This is a genomic window from Sphingomonas echinoides (assembly GCF_029623395.1).
Lineage (GTDB): Bacteria > Pseudomonadota > Alphaproteobacteria > Sphingomonadales > Sphingomonadaceae > Sphingomonas > Sphingomonas echinoides_A.
This window is the reverse complement of sequence record NZ_JAPYKK010000023.1, coordinates 1-22,247: the sequence shown is the minus strand read 5'-3', so window position 1 is coordinate 22,247 and position 22,247 is coordinate 1. Positions and strand designations below refer to the sequence as shown.

The following is a 22,247-nucleotide window of genomic DNA, read 5'->3' as shown; positions in this document are numbered from 1 at the left end:
ATAGTCGTGCTCATGATGAGCGCGACGGTGTGGATTCAGCATTCAGCGGAAATGCCTTTATATATGTTTATGGGCCATGGGTGGCTGAATGCATCAGCCACCCTGGTCCCAGTGCGCGCGCTGAATATTCGATGGGGTGGTAGCGCGCGAGACACCGTCAGCCGCAGGGAAGCGGAAGCTGGTCTTCTACCTTCGCGATCTCGCGGGCAAAGGCATCACGCATGATTTCGTCGCCGTATCGCCGCCAGTCGGCGGCGTAGGGCCGGTGCGCGCAATGCTCTGCGATGAAGGCGGACAGTCGCCGTGTCGCGTCGAGTGCTGAGACGCTGCCGCCCAGCAGATGTCTCCAGCGCATCAGGACCATGGTCGTGGTCAGTACGTCGCCCTCCGCCACCGCCTTGACCGAGGACCATTTGCCCTGGTCCATAAGCCGGCTGACCTGATCCGGCCGGCAGGTGAGCTTGGCAGGCACGCCGAGCTTGGCGGCGATCTCGGCGAGATGCGGGGATTTGGCGCCGGCACACATCTCGGTCATGAGATCGCAGTGGCCCGACGCCTCGCGCCGCCACGGCGCGTGCAGGGCGGTCAAGGAAGTCGGCAGCTTCAGTCCTGCCGCCGCGGCAGCGAGGAGGATCTGCGGCACGTCGGCGTGGAAACCGCCCCAAGTCGTGAGCTGGACGCGGCCCAGCCGCTCCATGTTGTCGAGGAAGGCGGCGACGATCCCGGCCTCGTCATGCTCGGGACACCCCCGCGTCTCCATGCGGATCGGACGCAGGCCATCATCGCCGTCGGTCAGGACCAGCCAACTGAGCGCGACGATCTGTTGACACGGCCAGCGCGGCGTGGCGCGGGGATCGTGGCGGCGGTCACGCGGGTGGAGATCGGCGATCTCGGCGGGAGTGCAGCGTTCGGCGGCGAGATAGCGGCCGTGCACCTGATGGTCGTAGCGGCATTCGGCATCGAGGACGACGACATAGCCGGGGGTGTCGGTCTTCCAGATGCGGGCGGGATCGATATGCATGAGCAGTCTCCTGTCGGACGCGGGGTCCGGATTGTTGGGGCGGGCGGTGTGGGATCAGCGGGTGGCGGGCTGGCCGGCACGCCAGCGGTCGAGCGCACGCAGCGTGGCCTGGGCGGGGTGGTCGGCATCGTCGAAATCCCCGAAGCCAGCTGCCCAGGTCCGCCAGCCCGCGATCGCCTCGCCGATCAATTCGGTGGCGGTGATGACTGGGTCCGGCAGCAGATAGGCCGGCATGGCCCCGTCGCATTCATCGACGCGGGTGCCCAGCGGGCACAGGCATGGCAGCAGCGCCGCGCGTGTCTGGCGAAGATGCCACGTGTGTCCACGCGGCATGTCCCGCCAGCGACCAGCGGTGTCGGCGGCGGCGGACATGATGTTCGGATGCCGCGCCGGATCGGCGAGCGCCAGCAGGCGGCGCGGGACGCTGCCCCAATTATCCCAGCTGATGACGGTGGTGCTTGCAGGGATGCGCGGCTCCAGCCAGTCGAGCAGCTCCGCGACCGCGTCGGCTTCGCCCAGACACCGGGCGTCGGTGGTGAAGATAAAGCCGCCACCATCATTTGGCGTGACGGAGAGCAGCCCGAGACCGCAGAGGATGCGGGCATCCGGTCGATGACCGGCAGCGGGACAGGCACCGATAGTTCTTACGGCGAGTGCGATCGACGCGGGCGCGTAGCCACGCGCTTCGATCGATAGATCGATGAGAGACATGGAAATTTCCTTGGAGACAAGCCGCGTGGCGGCCGGTGGGGATCAGTCGGTGACGGACAGCAGATCGGCGACATGGGCCTGCGCGGCGGGATGATCCGCGTGTTCGAGCCAGGTGGCGAAATGGTCGGCGATGGCGCCGACGATGCCTCGCGCGATGGGGTTCAGGACCGCCAGACGGCGGATGACCAGACGGAAGGTCGCGAGCGCATCGACCTCTGCGTCGTGCGCCAAGCCACGCACGTCGGAGCGCATCCAGTCGGCGAAGCGCCTATTGGCATCGACAGGCGCACACAGGATTCCGGAACAGGCGCAGGCCTGCTGGAACGTGACCGGCTCTTCGCCGCTACGGGCGGTCATATCGAGCGCGTGCTGCTGGCCGCAGCCTGCCAATGCGCGCAGGAGTGGCGACCATTCCTCCCCGGGCAAGCGGTCGAGCAAGGCAACGGCGTCGTTCAGTTGATAGCCGGCGATGGTTACGTCGTCCCGCATCACATACCGGTCGAGCCAATCCATCAGCGTGTCCGTGGGGTCGGACGGTCGCAGGATGCAGCTATCGAGGGCGAAGTGGACGTGCGGTCCGCGCAGCGTTGCGGTCAAAACGGCCGCCCCGACGGGCATCTGTCGCTCGATGCCGACATGATGGCCGACGTCGAGGGGGACGAGGTGCAACGCAGTGATCGTAGGTGTGGGTAGCATGATTGGATGACTCCGGACGCACGCCTGCCCGCCGCCCGCTAATGCAAACGGACGGACAGGCGTGCAGGCTGGGGATAACCGGTGCGATCGACCGGCCGACTATGAAGAGGTTGAAAGGGGCTGACCGGCGGTTGCCGATCTATTTTTCCTTTCTCTCAAGCCCTTCGCTTCCTCCGTCGTCACGGATCGGCGCCGCCGGCGCCTTTTCCATGCTGCCGGCATGGCAGCCCTTTCCGTCAAACACGTCGCGACTGTCGCAATTCGTTAAGGACTGGCTTATAGCCTAAGGCGGTTCGCGGAGGTTTGTCCGCGAACCGGAGCCGTCGAAACCCCGCAGTAAAAGCCGGTCGCAAGACCAACAAACGGTCGCAAAGCTCTTTGTGACCGGGTGACGGACGCGTATGTCCAGGCCACCCCGCTAAAGGCGCCCGCGCCTGTTTTACTACAGGTTTCGAACATCCAGTCTCCAGAGGGCCGGCACCCCGCCATTTCACGGTGTGCCGCCGGCTGTCCGGCGCGCATCCCTCATCGGGGGATGAAGGCGGTGCGACCGGGAATAAGGTTAGCATCGGCAAGCATGCTGGCGCTGATGGTCGCCGCCTGCGGCGGTGGCGGCGGGGTCGGCAGCGCGGGCAGCGTGGCGCCACCGCCGACATCGGGCGTGACGCCCACGCCCAGCCCGACACCAACTCCCGCGCCAACGCCATCACCCACGGCACCGCGGTCACCAACATCATCGCCGCCGGGCGAAATGGCTCCGGCACGGTTGGCTATGCCCTGTCCGCCGCCATCGTCGCGCTGCGCGTCGCCGACTGGGAAGAGAAGACGCAAACCGAGATTCTGTCGCACACCGACGAGGCGATCCGCTACGCGGCGGACAAGGGCATCAAGATCGTTAGCTCGTCGCTGGTCGGCGGCAGCCCGGGCTGGACCGCCGCGACCGAACGGCTCGCTGCGACTGGCGGTCTGCTCGTCAACTCGGCCGGCAATTTCGCGCCGATCCTTACAACGCGCAGTGGATCGCCGCTGACAATCGCAAGGCAGCGCTGTTGGTCGGCTCGCTGTCGCCGGTTCTCAATGCGTATCAGATCGAGGAATATTCCAACCGCGTCGGCACGATTAAGGACCGCACCGTCGTCGCGGTCGGCTTGAACGTCACGACGCTGGTCGACGGGACGGTCGGCGTTTTCTCCGACACCAGTTCGGCAACGCCGGTCGTGGCGGCGCTCGCCGCAGATATCCTGTTGAAATGGCCGCAACTCACTGGGCAGCAGGCGGGCGACGTCATCCTCCACACCGCTTGGGACCTGGGCGCGCCGGGATCCAACGAGGTGTTCGGCATGGGGCTGGTCGACTTCAAGGCGGCGCTGGCGCCGGTCGATCCGACATTGTCGAACGGCAGCACCCAGACCAGCGTGGCGGGATCGGTGATGATCGTGCCCGGTGCCTTCGGCACCGCCGCGCTCCAGACCGCGCTATCGCATGTCACAGTGCTCGATGCTTATGGCCGCGACTTCGCCGACTCGATCGCCGCGCTCGTCGTCCAGCCCCAGGTTACCGCCGACCACCGGATCGCGCGCCGCGTCCAGCAGATGGGCCGGCAGGCGAGCCTGGCGTTCGGCGGTTTCAGCGGCAGCATGGGCTTTACCAGCGTCCGCTTCGGTCCCGGGGCGGATCAGGTCCGCAGCGCGGCGACCGCCGGGACATTCGGCTGCACCGACGGCACCACGGGCGTGCATGCTGCATGGAACACTGCCGACATGCTTCAGGCCGATGTGATGGGTCTGGCCCCCTTTGCGGACGGCGTGCTCGCCTATGTGCCACAGGCCGGGACCAGCGTCGGCGTCGACCGGGTGCTTGGCAGCGGACGGCTCCGGCTGACGATGGCCGCGGGCCGCACGTCGGGCAGCGCGGCGCAGGCGATGACACTGGGCTGGAGCCGTGGCGGTTTCGATTTGCGCGCTTCGTTCATCGACGAGGACGGCACGCTGATGGGGATGCCGACCGGTGCCGGTGGGCTGCGGCTGGGACGCAGCGCCCGCACGGTCATGGTCGAGGGCGCGCCAGTGGATCGGCGTGACCGATAACTGGACGCTGGAGGGCTATGGCTCGCTGGGCGTCACCCGGTTGAAGATCGACGCCGCCTCGCTCGTCACCGGCGCGACCCCGATCCTTGGCACCCGCATCGGCGTGCAGGCGACCGGCATGGTGCCCGGCGGCACGCTGACGCTGGGGATCGCGCAGCCGCTCGCGATCGAGGCGGGCGCGGCGGAGCTGACGCTCGGCAGCGGCTACGATCTTGCCAATCGCTCGCTCACCTATGGCGTCACACGTGCCAGCCTTGCCGGACCGCGCCGCGTTCAACTGACCGCCGGCTATGTCAGCCGCACCGCGATGCCGCTGCGCCTTGGCGTCCTGCACGACGTCAGCGACGGCTCCGTCGCCGCGCTCGTCGGCTGGCAAACCGGCTTCTGACCCCATCCGACATCTACACAGAAAGGACCAAACATGCGTTTGACCATCGCGCTCCTCATCGGGCTGACCGCCGTGCCTGTCGCTGCCCAACGCGCGCCGCTGACGAGATTGCTCGACAAGGTCCCGAGCCTGCTGGGCAACGGGCCGAAGCAACCTGAGATCGCCATGCCTGCGACCCCGACCGTCGTCGGACTGACCAGGGCGGCCGACCGCACCGTCACCGTGATGTCGCGACTTTTGATCTAGGCGGCTTCCGCCTCGGCATGACCCAGGCGGACGCCGAAGCCGCGATTGCGGCCCGCTACCTCACGATCAGGAACGTGCTCCGCTATGTCGACTTCGAGACGCAGGTCCGTAGTGCCGTCAACATCCATGGCGGTACTGGCGGTGTGCCGACCAGGCGCAGCGTGCTGAGTGAAGCGACGCTCGAAGATGATGCGGGCGGGCGATACATGCTGAGGACGCTGGTCTGGCCGGACGGGGCGCACCTGTCCTCGATCGTCTATCTCTCGCCGTCGGGCACCGCGGTTGCCCAGTGGCGGCGGATGCTGCTCGATAAATGGGGCAAGCCCGGAGAGGAGCAGACGGGCGATACGTTCACCGCGCGCTGGAGCAGAGGAAGCAGCGGCTTCCGCGCCAGCGCCGACCTCGGCCCGCGGGGCGGCTCGGTCTCAATCGCGCCGCCGGAAGGGTCCAGCCAGCAGCCGGGCAGGCTCGTCGAGCAGGCCGCCGACGCCTTATTCGCCGCTCGCCCCAGGAAGCCGGCGCTGTGATGGCCGACATGAGGAAGGAGATGCCGGCGATGCGAACGCGTGCATTTGTCGTAGCGGAAATGCTGCTTGCGTTGACTGCTCGTGGCCAAGGACCGGGTGACGCTGCCCGCGCCGCCAGGGAAGCCGCGGGACGCGGCCAGACCACCGAGGCGCTCGAGCAGGTCGACCCGGAGGTCAAGGCGACTGCCGGCATCCTCATCGCGCCGCTGCTGCAGGACAAGGCCCGGAAAGCGCAGGCGAAGGGCGGTGTGACATCGGTCGCGGTCGAGAAGGTCGATACAGTCCACGCCGATCATGCCGTGGTGACCACCGTCACCCATTATGGCGACGGTTCGACGCAGGCGGACTCGGGCAAAGTCCGCCGCGTCGAGGGCAAGTGGTACATCACCATGTAACGATCGCATCGCCCTCGTCTTGGCACGGCGGGGGTCGATCATGATCGTTGCCATGGATCGCTGATCTTGCCGATATGCTGTAGCCTTGCGGGGCGTCTCGGTTTGGTGGGTTTTGCTGGCCCGTCCGCCAGCGACGATGCCGGCCCCGCTGGCGTCCTGGCGAACGGAGGTGTTGGCGTGGGCAGGGCAAGCAGCTCTTTCTGACGCCTCTCCGCCTCTTGAGCTTCTTCGGCCAGTCGAGCCCGATAGGCGTCGGCTTCCCGTACGGCCTGCGCCTGCATCTCCGCATCCAAAATCCCAAGCTGATCACGAGCGACCAGCCGCGCGGCGAGCGTTTCGCTCTCCCGTCGGCAGGTTGGATCGGCGCTGGCCGCCTCCGTGGCGACGAGCCAGCGTGCGATCAGATGAGCATCCTGGGTATTGCGTGTGTCGACTGGCCGGGCGGCATGCACGGAGACGTGCACTTGGACAGGCGGCATGATGCCGGGCGGGGCTGGCGAAGTGGCCACGATCGGCTTCGCCGCCTGTGGTGATGCTGCGACGCGCGCAGGCTGGGTGACGTGCGGGATCAACGAAGGCGTATGTTCTGGCGATGCCGTTGCGGCGTCCTTTGCGGGTGATGTAGCCGGTCGTGCCGGTGTGGTTACCGGACGCTGCGCATTTATTATCGCCATGGCATCATCGACATGGGCATATTGCTTGGCTGCAATTGCTTCAGGCACCACAGAACGCCCATCGGCGAGCAGAGCGGTTTGCGGCGTTGTCGATGGTATGATGGCGCAATGTGCTTCGACCGGCATGCCCGGCGGGGGGCTGGGCGGCATCGCCGGCCGGTCGAACGTCATATCAGGCGCCGAGGTTGAAGCAGGCGGCGTGGATTGACGGACAAGTTCAGCGTTCGATGCCGCCCATTCGTTTCGAATGGCGACATCCTGCATTGGCGTCATCCAGCGCGTCAGCCGCCGCTCTTGATAAAAGCGGTCTACTAAGGACGCCGGCGTTTCGCCGGCGCGCGGGGCAATTCCTTGCACGGAATGTATTGCGATGGGGAGATCGCGCTCTTCGCCGAGTTGCGCCTGCTCCGTCAGCTTCGCCTGCGTAAGCACAGAGGATGCCCGCGCTCTCTTCGGCTTCGCCGTCATCGTCACGCCGTCGATTTGTACCGCGTCTCGCTTGACCCGGACACGGCGGTCCTGACGATCGGCATCGACGATCATCTTGACGCCAATCGCATCCAGCCGCGCGGCGAGTGCTTCGATGTCACTGTGCCGGCTCAGGACCGCTCCGTCTGCGCTGAATTCATCGGCGGCACGCATGAGGCGTTCCTGCTCTGCCACCAGCACCGCTTTCTCGGCCGGTGAGAGCGGCATGGGAGCCGCATGTTGGATTGGCATCGGCGCGGTGGACACGGCCGGGATGGGGGCAAGGGGCGTCTTCGCCTCGCGTGTTCGGAAAGCAGCGAGTTTGCGTGCCGCCTCTGGATCGGTTTTCGCCTCCCCCGCCAGCCAATTGATATAGTCCAGTCGGCGTACCCGACGATCATCCAGCGCGGCATGTTGTCCCCTGGCTTCGCGGTCGATCTGCTGGCATTCCAGGCGATAGCTCGCAACCGCTGCGGCGCGGTGGACACGCGCGCTTCGAGTTCCGGCCATCGGAGCAGCGGCTTTCCGCCGGGCCAACGCCTTGGCGCGCTCGCGCTTGCGCCACGCTATCACCTCGATGCGCTCCTCGCGAAGACGGATCTGCTGTGCCGCGACCTGACGGGTATATTCGGCGTAGCGCGACCTCAAGGACGCGGGTTTGTCGATGGCTGGTGCCGGAGCAGTCTCTGCCGCGGGTGTGTGGTGCTGGTACCAGTCTGCGAAAGACACAGGGGATCGTCGATCGAGTGCCTTGTGGCTGAAGGCCCCGCCCAATGCGGACACTGGGCAATGCAGGTTCGGGTCGGAGATGCGGTAAAGCCGAAGCCCCGCCATATCGCCATTCTTTCGCAAGAATGGCCGCAATTCGAGATCGAGCTTGGCGAGCGCCGTGGCTCGAGCAGTGTAATCCGGTTCATCCAATGCGGCCTGTGTCGCGGGCGTATCGAGCAGGTCGGCCAGCGCAGGAATGCCGGTGCGCTGTTCACGATCGACGGCGCCTCGGCTGACCCTGGCCGTGTCGCGGACCGGCCTGTTCAAGGTGGCACGGTCCCGTGCAAGCGGCCGCAGGTCGAAATCGTCTTCGAGATGCCGCGCCGTTGCCATCAGTCGTCGGCGCAGTTGGCTGTCCCAGGCACGGCTACGTGCATCGCCTGATGGTAGGCCGGCGGCCTCCTCGGTGGTTACCTTTCGTTCGAGCGACACGGATCTCAAAAAGCGGGGTGGCGGATTGCCTTCAAGATCGGCCGCCACCCCAGCGATATGCATGTGGTCACCAGGGTCGTCGTCATCGTTGTCGTGACGGAAGGCGATCCAGGCGTTGGTGGCCAGTCCGGCTTCTTCCAGCGCAGCCATCATCGCTATACGCAACTCAGGATCGCTGAGTCCGCGCTCCGCGCGGATGATGATATGGACGATCGGGTTCTTGCGACCGCTGCGCGCTGCCGCACGGTCGAGAACGGCGGCAGCGTTCGCCATGTTGTAGATACCGTGCATGTCGAAGAGGCGGACGCCTGCCTGTTCCGCAGGTGTACGGTCGAGCCGCCGCTGATAGACGAGCAGCCCGTCAGCGGAGTTTCCACGGGTGACCTTGATGATCATCGCTCGTTGATCCGGGCGTGAATGTCGCCGATGGCCTTGTCGGCTTTCTCGAGAAGCCGGGCGACGATCGCCGGAAAGGTCGCGCGGAGGCGATCCGCGTCATCGAAGCGGAGCGTGCCGGTCTGTATGCGCTCGAGTAGCGCCGGTAGTGCCGCGATCTGGCTCGCTAATCCGTCCAGGGCGGCGATCGTATCTACCCACTTGTGGACCGTTGGCGCGGGGGAGGGGGGCGTAGGACGTACCACCACGCCTGGCAGATGATGGCGAAGCCAGTCGCCGCGCGCATGGGGACCGTGGAAACCCGCGTCGCCGACCAATTGATCAAACTGACCCAGTTCATCTTCATTCCGCAGCCGAATACGTACGTCGCGGTGCCGCTGACGGCATTCCGATCCGGAGGTGCCGCTCATCGGGCATCTCCCCAAACCTGAGTTTGCGGCCAGCGAGGGCTTCCCCAAACCTGAGTCTGGGGCAGCCAAGCCTTTCCCCAAACCTGAGGTTGGGACCATTGAGCCGGGGCAGTAGCCGGGATGGATGCTGGCGTTCTTCCGGGGGAGGGTGTGGGAAGGGGGATGCCCCCTCCTGCCAAGTCCTGTCGTTCCACCGAGGGCCGGACAGAGCATAGCGACAGACGGCCCGGCGCACGGCGCGGTGGACACGACACGACTTGCTGTTCTTTTCCATGCCGGGCGCATGGTCCCCGGCACGATGTCCCCAGACCTGAGTCTGGCGCGGAGTTTGGGCCAGCTACGAGTATGATTGCGCAGCTAAAGGCCTTTTTATTCTTATCTCCCGGGAAACCCGCATGTTCCCCGAAATTAGATATTGAATTGTACCGCTCATGTTGAGCGTCAAAGGTGTCGGATGACACCTGAGACATTTCGACACCTATTTTTTGGGAAGCGTGGGGAAGGGAAATGCGACTTTTCGGAGAAGGGGGAAAAGGCAACGCTACCGTTGCATTCAACCGCTGATCCGCGACAACATGAGCGGGCACAAAGATGCTCCATCAGCAGCAGCCCGATCGGCTGCGGGTGAAGGAGAAGGTTCGGCCCCTTTCCAATTATCTCTGTCGCAAGGCGGTTGCCTCACAGCGGAGCTACCGATCCACTTGCCTAGGGATCGGTCGATGAGCGGGCGTCCGACACGCCATGGCTCCGATGATCGCGCCTGCCCCGGCGGGATCGGGGCGCATCGTCACGTCCCTGCCACGCTTATGGTGTAGGCAATTCCCCTCCGATTGGGAAGCGGTGGAACGTGTCGAGACGTGATACTGTCAGCGGATCAATCGACGTGATTGTCCAGCCGTCGTGCGATGGACTGGCCTGTGCGATCGGCATGGCCGACGTGCGCCTTGGTCGCTTTGCCGACTGGCTTTGCCGATGTTCCCATTTGACTGCGACAGTGGACGACCGCATCCCAATTGGTGCTGCGAAAAGCCACCGACCAATATCCTCCTTTGGGATACGGATTGGCACACCTGCCAATAGCAGCCGTGGTGGGATCTCACTCGGTGCTGGGTTTGGCGCCAAGCCTCTGAAGGCAGCGCTGGAACGTCACCCTTAGCGCCGAAAATTGAGCGCAAGGTGCCAAAGGAAGCTCGTGTACCACGTCATGATGATGCATAGCCTGCTGCACGAAAGTATGCATCTGACGCGAAACGGGTTTTGTGATTTTGGTCACAGCCGCAACGGCATCAAAACTTCGCCAAACAGACGAAAGCGGGTTCTACAGCGGTGAAATCCTGTCCCCGCAACCAACTACACCACACAGCCTCGAACGCATCCGCGTCCGGGGCCTTTTTGCGTTTGCTGTCGAAATGCGTCCGTTCATGGTGAAATCGCCGCCAGTCTCAGGCCGTTTGCTGCCGATCGGTGTCGCTTCGTCGCCCGAAAACCGCAGTTTCGGGCGTATCGAACGACGCAGCATCGATTGCGGGAAGCGCTTGAGCATACACGCTCCGGACTCCGCAATGCGAATGCTCATCCTATAAGCAACACCGGGCTGTAGGACATCATATTTGCAGCACAGAGCGTCTCCGCAGCCTGAACTTCGAACCGCACGATCATGATCGGAACAAGGATGCGTCCGCACCGTGGTGGCATCAGCGGGCGCGCGCCATCCACAGACGTTTTCGTCCAGCTGCTGGACGCCTTACGCCATTATGACGATATATAACTCATGCCCCCGATGCGCTATTAATCGGTACGCCTGCTTAGCATACAAACCCGCACAGCTATGGTGGGCGTGTCAGCAGCAATAAACCATGGGGGCACCATGAAAAACGTTGCGATGCTTCAAAATGAAGGCGATTTGCCGTGTGCAATCGTCGCGAGTGGAGCGGAAATATTCCGGTTCGCAATATCCGACCTGATGCGTCGGAGGATATTGATAGACAAGGTTTATGAAGCGTCGAACTGGAGTAATGCGCAATACTGTCTTGCGCACTCCAGCGCGGCGAGCCTTATTATCGTCAACTCGGATGTTATCAAAGGCCAGTGCCATACCACGTTGCGCAGCCTGAGGCTCGCCTATCCGCAGTTGCGGATCGTCGTGATAGGCCAAAGCCAGGAGCGGATGAAGATCCTGGCCTTGGTCAGCGCCGGCGCGCACGCCTACGTTTTGGAAACGACGCCGATGGACGAAATCGCCAGAGCGATTCATATGGTCGTATCAGGTCACATTTATCTGCCCGACAGTGTTGCGAACCTGTCCGTCCCCGAGCAATCGGAAGATCGGTCCAAAGGCCTGCTGACGCGGCGTCAGGAACAAGTCCTCGAGCTTCTGGTGGACGGGGCTTCCACAAAGGAAATCGCGTACCGGCTGAAGCTGTCGGAGGGGACGATTAAGGTTCATTTATGCGGACTTTACAAAGCGTTGGGCGTGCATAGCCGGGCTGGTGCCGTGGCATCGGTGCATGCCCGGGCCTATTAGGGCGCAACCCGTTTGGTGCTGCGGTCGTGCGCCTGACAGCGAGGTGCACGAAGACGAATGCGGGCCTAGTTATCTAACCGGTAGACTAGCCCGGTTGGCCTAATTGATCGGGCAGGGGCGTGCGGCGCATCACGGAGGGGGTGGATGACGGGTCGATCATTCATCGTCTCTTCCGCACGCCGCGAGGGCCAACGATGGATCGCAGGGATTTCATAAAGATCGGCGCTGGAGCCACGACGGTAACGCTCGCGGCAGCGGCGCAGCAATTCATCACACCACAGGCGACGCCCTTGGCCGTCGTGACGCCGCCGCCGTCGCCGATGTCCCTGTCGACACTCTCCACCACGGTCGCCGAGCGCCAGCTGGTGATCGAACCCGTCGAGAAGGAAATGATCGACGGGAAGATGGTCTACATGGTGTTCTATTTCCTGACCACGGGTCAGGCGCAGCCGCCGCTTCGGTATCGCGAAGGCGATCTCGTCTCGATCAGTATCACCAACAACGACATCGTCCCGCACGGCTTTGCGATCACCGGAATCCCGCAGGCGACGATTGCGGCAATCCCACCGGGGGAGACCCGCCTGGTCCCCAGCTTTGCCGCGCCGGTTGGCGGCTCCTATCTGTATCATGACCCGTACGATGCGCCGCTCAACCGTATCCTGGGATTGCATGGCGCTTTCATCGTCGATCCCGCGCTCGGTACGACGGTCGCGGGGTCGCCCACACCGTTCAGTCGGGCCATGCATACGCCGCAGATTGCCGCGGTGTTCGACGCCTTCGGCCGCCATCCGCGCTTTCCGGGGGACAGCTGGAAGCCGCAGGATCCAGCCCGCGACAAGCTGTGGCTGTTCTCCCAGACGGATTCGACGATCAACGCGCGTGCAGCAGCGGGGGTTCGTATTTCCGGACAGGCGCTGATCGACGCCTTTCTGCCGGACTATTTCCATATCAACGGCTTGAGCGGCTTCGATACGGCGGTCCATACCAGCACCGCCAGTGCCGACCTGGCGGCCGCAGAGGCGATCGAACCGGTTGGGCGACAGGGCCAGCCGACGCTGTTGCGGGTGATGAACGCCGGGCTCTGCACGCATTCGGCGCATATCCACGGCAACCACCTGTTCGAATGCACCGAGCCGGATGCGAGCGGCGTGCCGTATTGCGAGACCAATGTTTACGAACGCGACGTGTGGATCATGCGGCCGATGGATCGCAAGGACATGCTGCTGCCGTTCGAACGCCCGCCGGACATCCCGGTCTGGCCGCCGAAGCAGGAGCCGTTCCCGCTGCGCTACGTCATGCACTGCCATACCGAGATGTCGCAAACCGCAGGTGGCGGGAACTACCCGCAAGGGCTTGTCACGCATTGGAAAATGACCAGCCCGATCTACACTTTCTGACAGTGGAAACAGATCATGTGCGCGGATACCGTGAGTTCATCGGGGATCGACTGGACCAAGACCGGTGTGAAGGGGGACACCAATTTCCAGACGTTCGGGTGCAACGTCTTTCAGGAAAGCCCGCCGACGCCCGATCGATTGACGCCCGACATCAGCTTCGTTCGCCAGGTTGTGAGCAGCGGACAGTTGACGGCGCCGAACGGGGCGAGATTGCGCTACTGGGCGTTCGAAGACCCGGCGAACCCGGTGAAGACGCCCTATCCCTCGCCACTGATCCGGGTGCGCGAAGGACAGGTCGTCCACGTCAAGCTGCTGACGGCGAAAAACCAGCACACGATCCATCACCACGGCATCGAGCCGTCGACGATGAACGATGGCGTCGGTCACGTCTCGTTCGAGGTCAAGAACGAATATACCTATCAATGGAAGCCCTCGAACCCCGGCACATACTTCTATCATTGTCATCGCAACACGCCGCTGCATTTCGAAATGGGCATGTTCGGCGGCCTTATCGTCGACCCGCCGGAGGGGCCGGGTTATCTATACTCGTCCCCCGTGCAGAATGCCCCGAACCAGCGCTATCAGGTCGAGCGGCTCTGGGTGTGCGACGACATGGACATTCGCTGGCACAATGTGATCGGCCAAAACCACGATGCCGGGCAATGCGGTGAAAATGTCGGGATGAACCGCTTCGAACCGCAATATTTTCTGATCAACGGCGTGTTCAACAACTACACTTTGACCGATCAGAAAGTCGCGGCAACGGCTAGAATCGGCGAAACCGTCCTGATCAGACTATTGAACGCCAGTTACAGCATCTTGCGCGTGACGTTCCAGACAACCGTTACCTGCGTGAGTTGTGACGGGCACCGGCTCGGCAAAGAAGCGTGGAATGCGCCGATCGTCTTTCCCGCGAACACCCCGATCGAACTTACCAGCGCTGCGCGGCTGGATTTCCTGTTCAAAGCTACGCGGCCCGGGGTGATCGGCGTGAAGATCGAATTTTTGCACTGGATTACCCGCCGTGTGCAGGATTACGGCCGCGGCGTGGCCAAGACGCAGATTGTCGTGTCATGACAAGCTCTTCGAACAAGCAGGCGCGCGACGTTTCGGGCGGGCATGATCACGCCGTGATGCCAAGCGTTGCGAAGATGGGCGGGGCATTCGAATTCTCAGATGTTGCCGGGAACCGCATAGCGCAAAGCGATTTCAGGGGACGCTGGACGCTGCTGTTTTTCGGGTACAGCCGATGCCGTGCCAGCTGCCCCGTCGCCATTCCCAAGATGGTGCGAACGGCGGAAAAACTGCGGCAATCGGGCATTGCCGCGCGTGCCGTGTTCATTGACATCGACGTGCCGCCGTTGGGCGTGATGCGCTTTCGTCGGCCGGGTGCCGCCGCGGCGATGGAGGGGCATTCGGGGCATCACCATGGCCACGGAGACCTCGACCGGATCGCGGCGATGCGTGCGCTCGCCAAAGCCTTTGACGGTCGGCTCGTCGTCGCGACCGGGACGCGCGCGCAATTAAACGCGGCAACGCAGGCGTTTGTCGTGGCGCGCGAGCATATTCCGCCACGGCGCGGCGAAGTTGGCCACAGCATCAATCATTCGTCGCTGATCTACTTTCTGGCACCCGACACGCGCGTGGCAGGGTATGCGATGCATGATTGGTCGGTGACGGACCTGGAACAGGCGATACGGCGACTTGCGCATTTGGCCTGACGATCGCGGGGCGGGTGGCGGCACCGCAAACGCCTCCAACGGGCTTGCGACGCCGCAATACTGCGTCGAAACCACGCGATCGAGCAACCATTAGCGTCGGCTCGACCCCGTTTCGGCGCTCACCAATATCGTTATGGTCACGGCAATGGCCGGATTGCCGCAAAACGGCAGCCGACGTTCCGAAAGGATGGGCCACGCGGCTTGCCGCCACAAAACATCCCGCGAAATCCTTCGTCCGGGCGTCAGGCCTCCGCCGCCAGCCTAATACGTTCTGCCTAAGAGGCGGCTTAGACCGCGGGTAAACAGCGTATGTCCATCTGCACAATTAACATTCGTTCACCACGATAGGATCATCCGGGCAAGACCACGGTGTCTTGCAATATTGGTCCCGGGGGCGACTCGATCAAGGCCAGTACGGCAAGCGCACCATTTTAGAAGAGGTGCTGCTATGTCCGGTGATTTTACTGTTGATCTTGGCGATCTCAATTTCATTCTGGCGCAAATCAAAATCGCTGAGCGGCATGCCGCGGGTGAATCGCTGCTGAGCATCATGGGTCCGCAAGGGCAACTCATCCCTTATGGTTTGCGGACGGTCGATGGCAGCTTCAACAGCCTGCTGCCGGGCAATGCTCTGCTTGGCGCGGCCGATCAGATCTTGCCGCGGTTGACCACCCCGGTGTTCCGTAATTTGAACGACGGGGGCACGTTCACCCCCGGCCCGGGTGCACCGACGCTGACCAATACGAATTATGGCGCACCGGGCAGCGTGGTCGATGCCGATCCACGGCTGATCAGCAACCTCATCGTCGATATGACCAACACCAATCCCGCTGCGATCGCGGCGTGGTACGTCAACGCGCACGCACAGTCCGCCTATGCGGATGCGCATGACGGCAATCCGCCGCCGAACGGCTATATTCCGACGAACGAAGAGCTGTCGCTGATCCCCAATCTATCGCCCGACATCGGTCTCTCGCCTTCGTTCAACGCGTGGATGACCTTGTTCGGCCAGTTCTTCGATCACGGGCTCGATCTCATCACCAAGGGCGGCAACGGCACGGTCTTCATTCCGCTCCAGCCCGACGATCCGTCGTACGTTCCCGGCGGGCCCAATTTCATGCCGTTGACGCGATCGACCCAGTATGACGCGAACGGCAATCCCGTCCGGGGCGGTACGGAGACGGTGAACACCACCACGCCGTTCATCGACCAGAACCAGACCTATACGTCGCATGCATCGCATCAGGTCTTCCTTCGCGAGTACACGTTTTCGGTCGACAGCGACGGGGACGGGATCAAGGACTCGCATGCCATCGCGACGGGTCGCCTGCTCGACGGGGCGATTGGCGGGATCGCGACCTGGGCGGACACGAAGGCACAGGCGCTGTCGATGCTGGGGATCAAGCTCGACGATTACGACGTCCTCAACGTGCCGTTGCTCCTGACCGATCCGTACGGGAAGTTCATTCCCGGGCCCAATGGCTATGCGCAGATCATGTTGAAGGACGGCACGCTGCTCGAAGGCACCCGCGAAGGGGTATCGATCCCGGCCAATGCCTATTCTGCGGGCGCCGCCTTCCTCAACGACATCGCGCATCATGCCGAGCCCGTCCTCGTCGATATGGATCACAATCCGGGCACGCCGGCCGTGCGTCAGACGGCGGATACGGATCTGCTGGACTATAACGGCGACGGCGTTTCGGATGAGGCCGATCTGGCGGCGTGTGCCGCATTGATCGGCGATGCCAATCACGACGGCTGGATTACCGTCGACGATCTTGCAGACGTCAACCTCGACGGCGTCATCGACGCCAGGGACCTTGTCGCGGACGACAACAATCCGCTGACGTACGACAATGAAATGCTCGACGCGCATTACATCACCGGCGATGGGCGCGGCAATGAGAACATCGGGCTTACTGCGGTCCACTCCGTCTTCCACTCCGAGCATAATCGGGTGGTCGAGGCCGACAAGGACACGATCATCGCCTCCGGCGACGTGGCGGTGGTCAACGAGTGGCTGTTGCCCACGGGGACCACGCGCAACGCGATCACGCAGGCTGAACTCGACGCGATCAACGCGTTGAGCGGCAGCGCCAAGGCCGCTGCGATCGATGCGCTGAACTGGGATGGCGAAAGGCTGTTCCAGGCGGGGCGTTTCAGCACCGAGATGCAATATCAGCATATGGTTTTCGAAGAATTCGCGCGCAAGATTCAGCCGAACATCGACCCTTTCATCTTCAGCAATACGGCCGATGTCGATCCCGCCATCACGGCCGAGTTCGCGCACGCGGTGTACCGTTTCGGGCACTCTATGCTGACGGATACGATCGAGATTTCGGATCCGTCGCTGACCACCGAGTCTCTTTCCCTGGTCGAGGCGTTCCTCAATCCCCAGGCGTTCATATCGGCCAGCCTCGATCCGACGACCGGCATCTATGACGCGGCGACCGCGGCGGGTGACATCATTCGCGGGATGACGCGCGTTGAAGGGAATGAGATCGACGAATTCGTGGTCGATTCGCTGCGGAATTTCCTCGTCGGTCTGCCGCTCGATCTGGCCGCGCTCAACATCGCACGCGGTCGCGATGCCGGTGTCGCGGCGTTCAACGTGGTGCGCGCGCAACTCTATGCGGCGACGAACGATTCCCAACTGAAGCCCTATACCAGCTGGCTGGACTTCGCGCAGAACATCAAGACCCCGCTTTCCATCGTCAACTTCATCGCGGCCTATGGCACGCATCCGCTGATCACCGGTGAGCTGACGCTCGAAGGGAAGCGCGCTGCGGCGACGCTGCTGGTGATGGGCGGTTCCGACATCCTGGTTCATGCCAACGCCGCGATGGGCGTCGAGGAACACTTGATCCACGTACCGGCAGACCGGCTCGACTTCCTGCAGAGCAAGGGCAGCTGGGCGCCGAACAGCGTCAACGGCGTCAACGCGCATGAAACCGGGCTGAACCTGGTCGACCTGTGGATCGGCGGTCTGGCCGAGGAGAAGATGGAATTCGGCGGTATGCTGGGTTCGACCTTCAACTACGTGTTCGAGCATCAGATGGAGGATCTGCAGAACGGCGACCGGATGTATTATCTCAGCCGGACGCAAGGGATGAACCTGCTCAACGAGCTGGAAAAGAACACCTTTTCCGACATGGTCATGCGCAACACCAACCTCGGCGATGTTCATTCGACGCACGTTCCCGGACATTTGTTCGATACCGCCGACTATACGCTCGAACTCGATCCGCTGACGCGGCAGGTCACCCATATCGGTGAGGACGGCGATTTCCTGGCCGGCGGCACCTACGACCCGCAATGGTCCGATGGCTTCCAGCAGGCGATCGATCCCAAGGTCGTGCGCATTGCGCCCGGCGCAGACGTCAACGGCGACGGCTTCGGCGATGGCGGGCTGCTCAAGTACAGCGGCGGCGAGCATGTCACGCTTGGCGGCACCGAGGGGAACGACTCGCTATATGGCGACAAGGGGATCGACACGCTGTGGGGCGACGGTGGCGACGATTACCTCAACCCCGGATCGGAATCGGACGAAGTCTTCGGCGGTGACGGCGACGATGTCATCGAGGATCCGTTCGGGGACGACTTCCTGCGCGGTGGCGAGGGTAACGACGTCGTCAGTGCGGGCCCCGGCCTCGACATCATGTTCGGTGGGGGGGGCAACGACTTCATGGTCGGCGGCACCGACGCCAAGGAAATGTTCGCCGGGCGCGGCAACGACTTCCTGCTCGGCGGGAGCGGTAGCGACAATCTAATGGGGAATGAGGGCGATGACTGGCTCGAGGGCGGCGATGGTTTCGACAGCCTGACGGGCGAGAATTCGAACCTGTTCTTCAACAGCCCGATCATCGGCCACGACATCATGGACGGGCAGGGTAACGATACCGACTATGACGGGGAAACCGGCGACGACATCATGCTCCAGGGCGCCGGGATCCAGCGCAACAACGGCATGGCGGGCTTCGACTGGTCGATCCATCAGGGCGATGCCAGCAACGCCAATTCGGACCTCGGTTTGAGCGCAGCGGTCAACCAGCAGGCGTTCACGCTGCGCGACCGGAACGATCTGGTCGAGGCGCTGTCCGGCTGGAAGCATGACGACATCCTGACCGGAAAGCAGACCCCGCTTGGGCTGGTCGGTACGGGCGCGAACTTCTCCGATCTGCTTGGCGACGCCAACCCGCGCATCCTCGGCAATGATCTGTACGAGGACGGGGTCCGCCGGATCGAGGGCTTGCGCGAACTGCTCGACTTCAAGACCTGGGACGCAAGCAACCCCGACGCGCTGGTGATCGACGGCGACACCATCGATGACCTGCTGATCGGTGGTGGTGGTGCCGACGTCATCAAAGGGCAGGCGGGCAACGATATCATCGACGGCGATGCCTATATGCACGTCTATATCAGCGTGCGCGCCAACAAGGATGGCACCGGCGAAGAGTTGTTCCGTGTGGACTCCTTGCGGGAAATCCAGGCGCGTCTGATCGATCGAACGATCAATCCCGGCCAGCTCGTGGCGTCGCGCGAGATCGTCTATCGCGAGACCGTCAATGGATATGCAACGGGTGCGGCAACGATCGGCGAGGGACTGGACACTGCCGTCTATATCGGAAACCGGTCCGACTTCACGATTACGCTTCGCCCCGACGGGCGCGTCAACGTGGTCGACAATGTCGGCGACGAAGGTGACGACATGTTGCGCAACATCGAGCGCATCCAGTTCGCCGACAGCACGGCAGAGATCAATCGTCACCACGTCGGCACGTTCGCGATCGACAACACGACGCCGAAGGTCAACCAGCTCCTGACGGTGACGACCGGATCGTTCATCGATTACGACGGTACGTCGACCTTCTCCCGCCAATGGCAGCATCTCGTCGACGGGGTATGGACCGACATTCCCGGTGCCACGGGGGACAGCTATCAGGTCACGGTCGACTATGTCGGCGAGGCACTGCGGGTCGCGACAAGCTACACCGACAACCGCGGGTTCAGCTCGACGGGGGCGAACCAGTCCGAGGGGATCGTCTATTCCGATCCGACGGTCCCCGTTGCGATCCCCGATGACGCGATCGTCTGCGATGACGGCGCGAATATGCTGACCGGCACGTCCGGCACCGATTTCATGCTCGGTCTTGGCGGGGACGACGTGCTGTCGGGCCTGAGCGGAAACGACCGGCTGATTGGTGGCGCGGGGAACGACCTGCTCGATGGCGGCGCGGGTGCAGACACCATGTCCGGCGGCGCAGGGGACGATAGCTACATCGTCGATGATGCCGGCGACAGCGTCACGGAAAAAGTCGGTGAAGGAACCGACACCGTGCACAGCAGCATCGGTTACACGCTCGGGTCGGACGTGGAAAACCTGACGCTCACTGGTGCTTCGGCGATCGACGCGACGGGCAACGGTGCGGACAACGTCCTGACGGGCAACGATGCCGCCAACACGATCAGCGGATTGGCGGGTGCGGACCAGTTGTTCGGGCTGGATGGTGCCGACACGCTGAACGGCGATGCCGGTGCCGACTGGCTCGACGGCGGCATGGGTGCCGACAGCATGTCCGGCGGTTTGGGAGATGACACTTATGTCGTCGACAACCTCGGTGACGTGGTGAACGAGACGGGCGGCGATGGCGTGGATACCGTTCGCAGCAGCATCACCTTTACCTTGGCCGCGGCGTTCGAAAACCTTGCGCTGACCGGCGCTGCCGCAGTCAACGGTACCGGGAATGCCGGTGCGAACATCCTGACCGGCAATGACGAGGCAAACACGCTTTCCGGTCTGAATGGCAATGACACCCTGGTCGGAGGTGCGGGGAACGACGTGCTGAACGGCGGGAACGGCGCGGACGCGATGTCCGGCGGGCTGGGGAATGACAGCTATGTCGTCGACAACGTCGGCGACGTGGTCGATGAAATCGGCGGGGATGGCATCGACGTCGTCACCAGCAACGTGACCTTCACGCTTGCAGCGGGCGTCGAAAACCTCACCCTGACCAGCGCGGCAGCCATCAACGGCACCGGCAACGCCGACCGCAACACGCTGACTGGCAATGCGGGCGTAAACGTCCTGTCGGGACTTGCCGGCGACGACATCCTGTCGGGGCTTGGCGGCAACGACCAGCTGATCGGTGGCGACGGCGCGGACAGCCTCGACGGCGGCGCGGGGGGCGACGTCATGCTCGGCGGCCTGGGCGACGACACCTATTCGGTCGACAATGTCGGCGACGTCGTGGACGAAACGGGCGGCGACGGCACCGATCTCGTCCGGAGCAGCGTGACCTTCACGCTCGGCGCTGGCCTCGAGAATCTAACGCTGCTCACTGGCGGCGCGCTCAGCGGAACCGGTAATGCCGCCGCGAACGTCCTGACCGGCAATGCGGGCGCCAACACGCTCACCGGGCTGGCGGGGAACGACACGCTGATCGGCCTCGGCGGCATCGATCGCCTGATCGGTGGCGAGGGGGCCGATCTGCTTGATGGCGGCAATGGTGCCGATATCATGTCGGGTGGGCTGGGCGACGATACGTATGTCGTGGAAAGCGCTGCCGACCTGCTCGACGAGATCGGCGGCGACGGCATCGATACCGTCAACAGCAGCGTCAACTTCACGCTCGGGGTCGGTTTCGAACGTCTCACGCTGACGGGGGCCGCGGCGATCACCGGGCGCGGCAATGCCTCCGCCAACGTCCTTACCGGTAATGCGGCGGCCAATAGTCTTTTCGGTCTGGACGGCGACGATCAACTGATCGCCGGGGCCGGTGCCGATACGCTCGATGGCGGCGCGGGCGCGGACATGATGTCTGGCGGCCTCGGCAACGACACGTACGTCGTCGATACCGTCGGCGACGTCGTGGACGAGACCGGTGGCGACGGGGTGGATACCGTCAACAGCAGCGTCACCTTCACGCTGGCGACCGGGGTCGAGCGCCTCACGCTGACCGGCGTGGCGGCGGTCGATGGCACGGGGAATGCGGATGCCAACATCCTCACCGGTAACGCCGGAGCCAACACCCTGACCGGTCTGGACGGGGCCGATACACTGCAGGGCGCTGGCGGTGCCGACCGGCTGTTGGGCGGCGGCGGCGCCGATACGCTCGATGGCGGTGCCGGCGCGGACGTGATGGCGGGCGGTCTCGGGAACGATGTCTACAGCGTCGACAATGCGGGCGATGTCGTGGACGAGGCCGGCGGAGACGGTGTCGATATCGTCAACAGCAGCGTCACCTTCACGCTGGGAACGGATGTCGAGAACCTCACCCTGACCGGCGGGCTTGCGATCAACGGATCCGGCAACGGCGGCAACAATATCCTGTCCGGCAACGGGGCGATCAATATCCTGTCGGGCTTTGATGGCGACGACTTACT

Annotated in this window: 17 protein-coding genes; 11 read left to right on the top strand and 6 right to left on the bottom strand. The window is 63.5% G+C overall.

Annotated features, from left to right (window positions below; translation table 11 throughout):
- Nucleotides 1-157: 157 nt before the first annotated feature.
- The 3 genes from QBJ92_RS13530 to QBJ92_RS13520 are packed head-to-tail and all read right to left on the bottom strand — an operon-like array spanning nucleotide 158 to nucleotide 2,401.
- Nucleotides 158-1,021 carry a hypothetical protein gene (locus QBJ92_RS13530; protein WP_277970232.1) on the bottom strand — a complete coding sequence of 288 codons (864 nt, stop codon included), beginning with the start codon at nucleotides 1,019-1,021 and terminating at the stop codon, nucleotides 158-160.
- 54 nt (nucleotides 1,022-1,075) lie between these two features.
- On the bottom strand, nucleotides 1,076-1,732 hold the full coding sequence (locus QBJ92_RS13525) for a hypothetical protein (RefSeq protein ID WP_277970231.1): 657 nt from the start codon (nucleotides 1,730-1,732) through the stop codon (nucleotides 1,076-1,078).
- A 42-nt stretch (nucleotides 1,733-1,774) separates the two neighbouring features.
- Nucleotides 1,775-2,401, bottom strand: coding sequence for a hypothetical protein (locus QBJ92_RS13520; protein ID WP_277970230.1), 627 nt, complete (start codon nucleotides 2,399-2,401; stop codon nucleotides 1,775-1,777).
- 522 nt (nucleotides 2,402-2,923) lie between these two features.
- Between QBJ92_RS13520 and QBJ92_RS13515 the strand changes: the two genes are divergently transcribed.
- From QBJ92_RS13515 to QBJ92_RS13490, 6 genes are read left to right on the top strand one after another with little or no spacing between them, the layout of a single operon-like run.
- Entirely contained in the window at nucleotides 2,924-3,580 is a 657-nt protein-coding gene (locus tag QBJ92_RS13515; protein ID WP_277970229.1) for a S8 family serine peptidase, read from the top strand.
- Nucleotides 3,478-4,515 (top strand): S8 family serine peptidase, encoded by a 1,038-nt coding sequence (locus QBJ92_RS13510; protein WP_277970228.1) that lies wholly within the window; start codon nucleotides 3,478-3,480, stop codon nucleotides 4,513-4,515. Before QBJ92_RS13515 ends, QBJ92_RS13510 begins: the two co-directional genes overlap by 103 nt.
- Nucleotides 4,505-4,903, top strand: coding sequence for a hypothetical protein (locus tag QBJ92_RS13505; RefSeq protein WP_277970227.1), 399 nt, complete (start codon nucleotides 4,505-4,507; stop codon nucleotides 4,901-4,903). Before QBJ92_RS13510 ends, QBJ92_RS13505 begins: the two co-directional genes overlap by 11 nt.
- Before the next feature lie 33 nt (nucleotides 4,904-4,936).
- Nucleotides 4,937-5,149 carry a hypothetical protein gene (locus tag QBJ92_RS13500; RefSeq protein WP_277970226.1) on the top strand — a complete coding sequence of 71 codons (213 nt, stop codon included), beginning with the start codon at nucleotides 4,937-4,939 and terminating at the stop codon, nucleotides 5,147-5,149.
- Nucleotides 5,150-5,166: 17 nt separating this feature from the next.
- The gene (locus QBJ92_RS13495) at nucleotides 5,167-5,676 is read left to right on the top strand and encodes a hypothetical protein (RefSeq protein WP_277970225.1); all 510 of its coding nucleotides are present in this window, start codon (nucleotides 5,167-5,169) and stop codon (nucleotides 5,674-5,676) included.
- A 29-nt stretch (nucleotides 5,677-5,705) separates the two neighbouring features.
- Complete coding sequence (locus tag QBJ92_RS13490) at nucleotides 5,706-6,071, top strand: DUF4878 domain-containing protein (RefSeq protein ID WP_277970224.1); 366 nt, start codon at nucleotides 5,706-5,708, stop codon at nucleotides 6,069-6,071.
- 38 nt (nucleotides 6,072-6,109) lie between these two features.
- Here QBJ92_RS13490 and QBJ92_RS13485 read toward each other — a convergent pair whose 3' ends face one another.
- The 3 genes from QBJ92_RS13485 to QBJ92_RS13475 all read right to left on the bottom strand — a co-directional run bounded on the left by QBJ92_RS13485 (nucleotide 6,110) and on the right by QBJ92_RS13475 (nucleotide 10,255).
- Nucleotides 6,110-8,812 (bottom strand): hypothetical protein, encoded by a 2,703-nt coding sequence (locus QBJ92_RS13485; protein WP_277970223.1) that lies wholly within the window; start codon nucleotides 8,810-8,812, stop codon nucleotides 6,110-6,112.
- A complete protein-coding gene (locus QBJ92_RS13480; RefSeq protein ID WP_277970222.1) occupies nucleotides 8,809-9,222 on the bottom strand; it encodes a hypothetical protein in 414 nt (137 codons plus the stop codon). The genes QBJ92_RS13485 and QBJ92_RS13480 overlap by 4 nt, the downstream gene beginning before the upstream one ends.
- A gap of 874 nt (nucleotides 9,223-10,096) precedes the next feature.
- Nucleotides 10,097-10,255, bottom strand: coding sequence for a hypothetical protein (locus QBJ92_RS13475; RefSeq protein ID WP_277970221.1), 159 nt, complete (start codon nucleotides 10,253-10,255; stop codon nucleotides 10,097-10,099).
- An 834-nt stretch (nucleotides 10,256-11,089) separates the two neighbouring features.
- Here QBJ92_RS13475 and QBJ92_RS13470 point away from each other — a divergent pair.
- The 5 genes from QBJ92_RS13470 to QBJ92_RS13450 all read left to right on the top strand — a co-directional run.
- The gene (locus QBJ92_RS13470) at nucleotides 11,090-11,746 is read left to right on the top strand and encodes a response regulator transcription factor (protein WP_277970220.1); all 657 of its coding nucleotides are present in this window, start codon (nucleotides 11,090-11,092) and stop codon (nucleotides 11,744-11,746) included.
- A 194-nt stretch (nucleotides 11,747-11,940) separates the two neighbouring features.
- A complete protein-coding gene (locus tag QBJ92_RS13465) occupies nucleotides 11,941-13,143 on the top strand; it encodes a multicopper oxidase domain-containing protein (protein ID WP_277970219.1) in 1,203 nt (400 codons plus the stop codon).
- A gap of 15 nt (nucleotides 13,144-13,158) precedes the next feature.
- Nucleotides 13,159-14,220: a multicopper oxidase domain-containing protein gene (locus tag QBJ92_RS13460; RefSeq protein WP_277970218.1), complete on the top strand. Its 1,062-nt coding sequence runs from the start codon at nucleotides 13,159-13,161 to the stop codon at nucleotides 14,218-14,220.
- Complete coding sequence (locus tag QBJ92_RS13455) at nucleotides 14,217-14,864, top strand: SCO family protein (protein ID WP_277970217.1); 648 nt, start codon at nucleotides 14,217-14,219, stop codon at nucleotides 14,862-14,864. Before QBJ92_RS13460 ends, QBJ92_RS13455 begins: the two co-directional genes overlap by 4 nt.
- Nucleotides 14,865-15,312: 448 nt before the next feature.
- A partial coding sequence (locus QBJ92_RS13450; protein WP_277970216.1) for a peroxidase family protein occupies nucleotides 15,313-22,247 on the top strand: 6,935 nt, incomplete at its 3' end.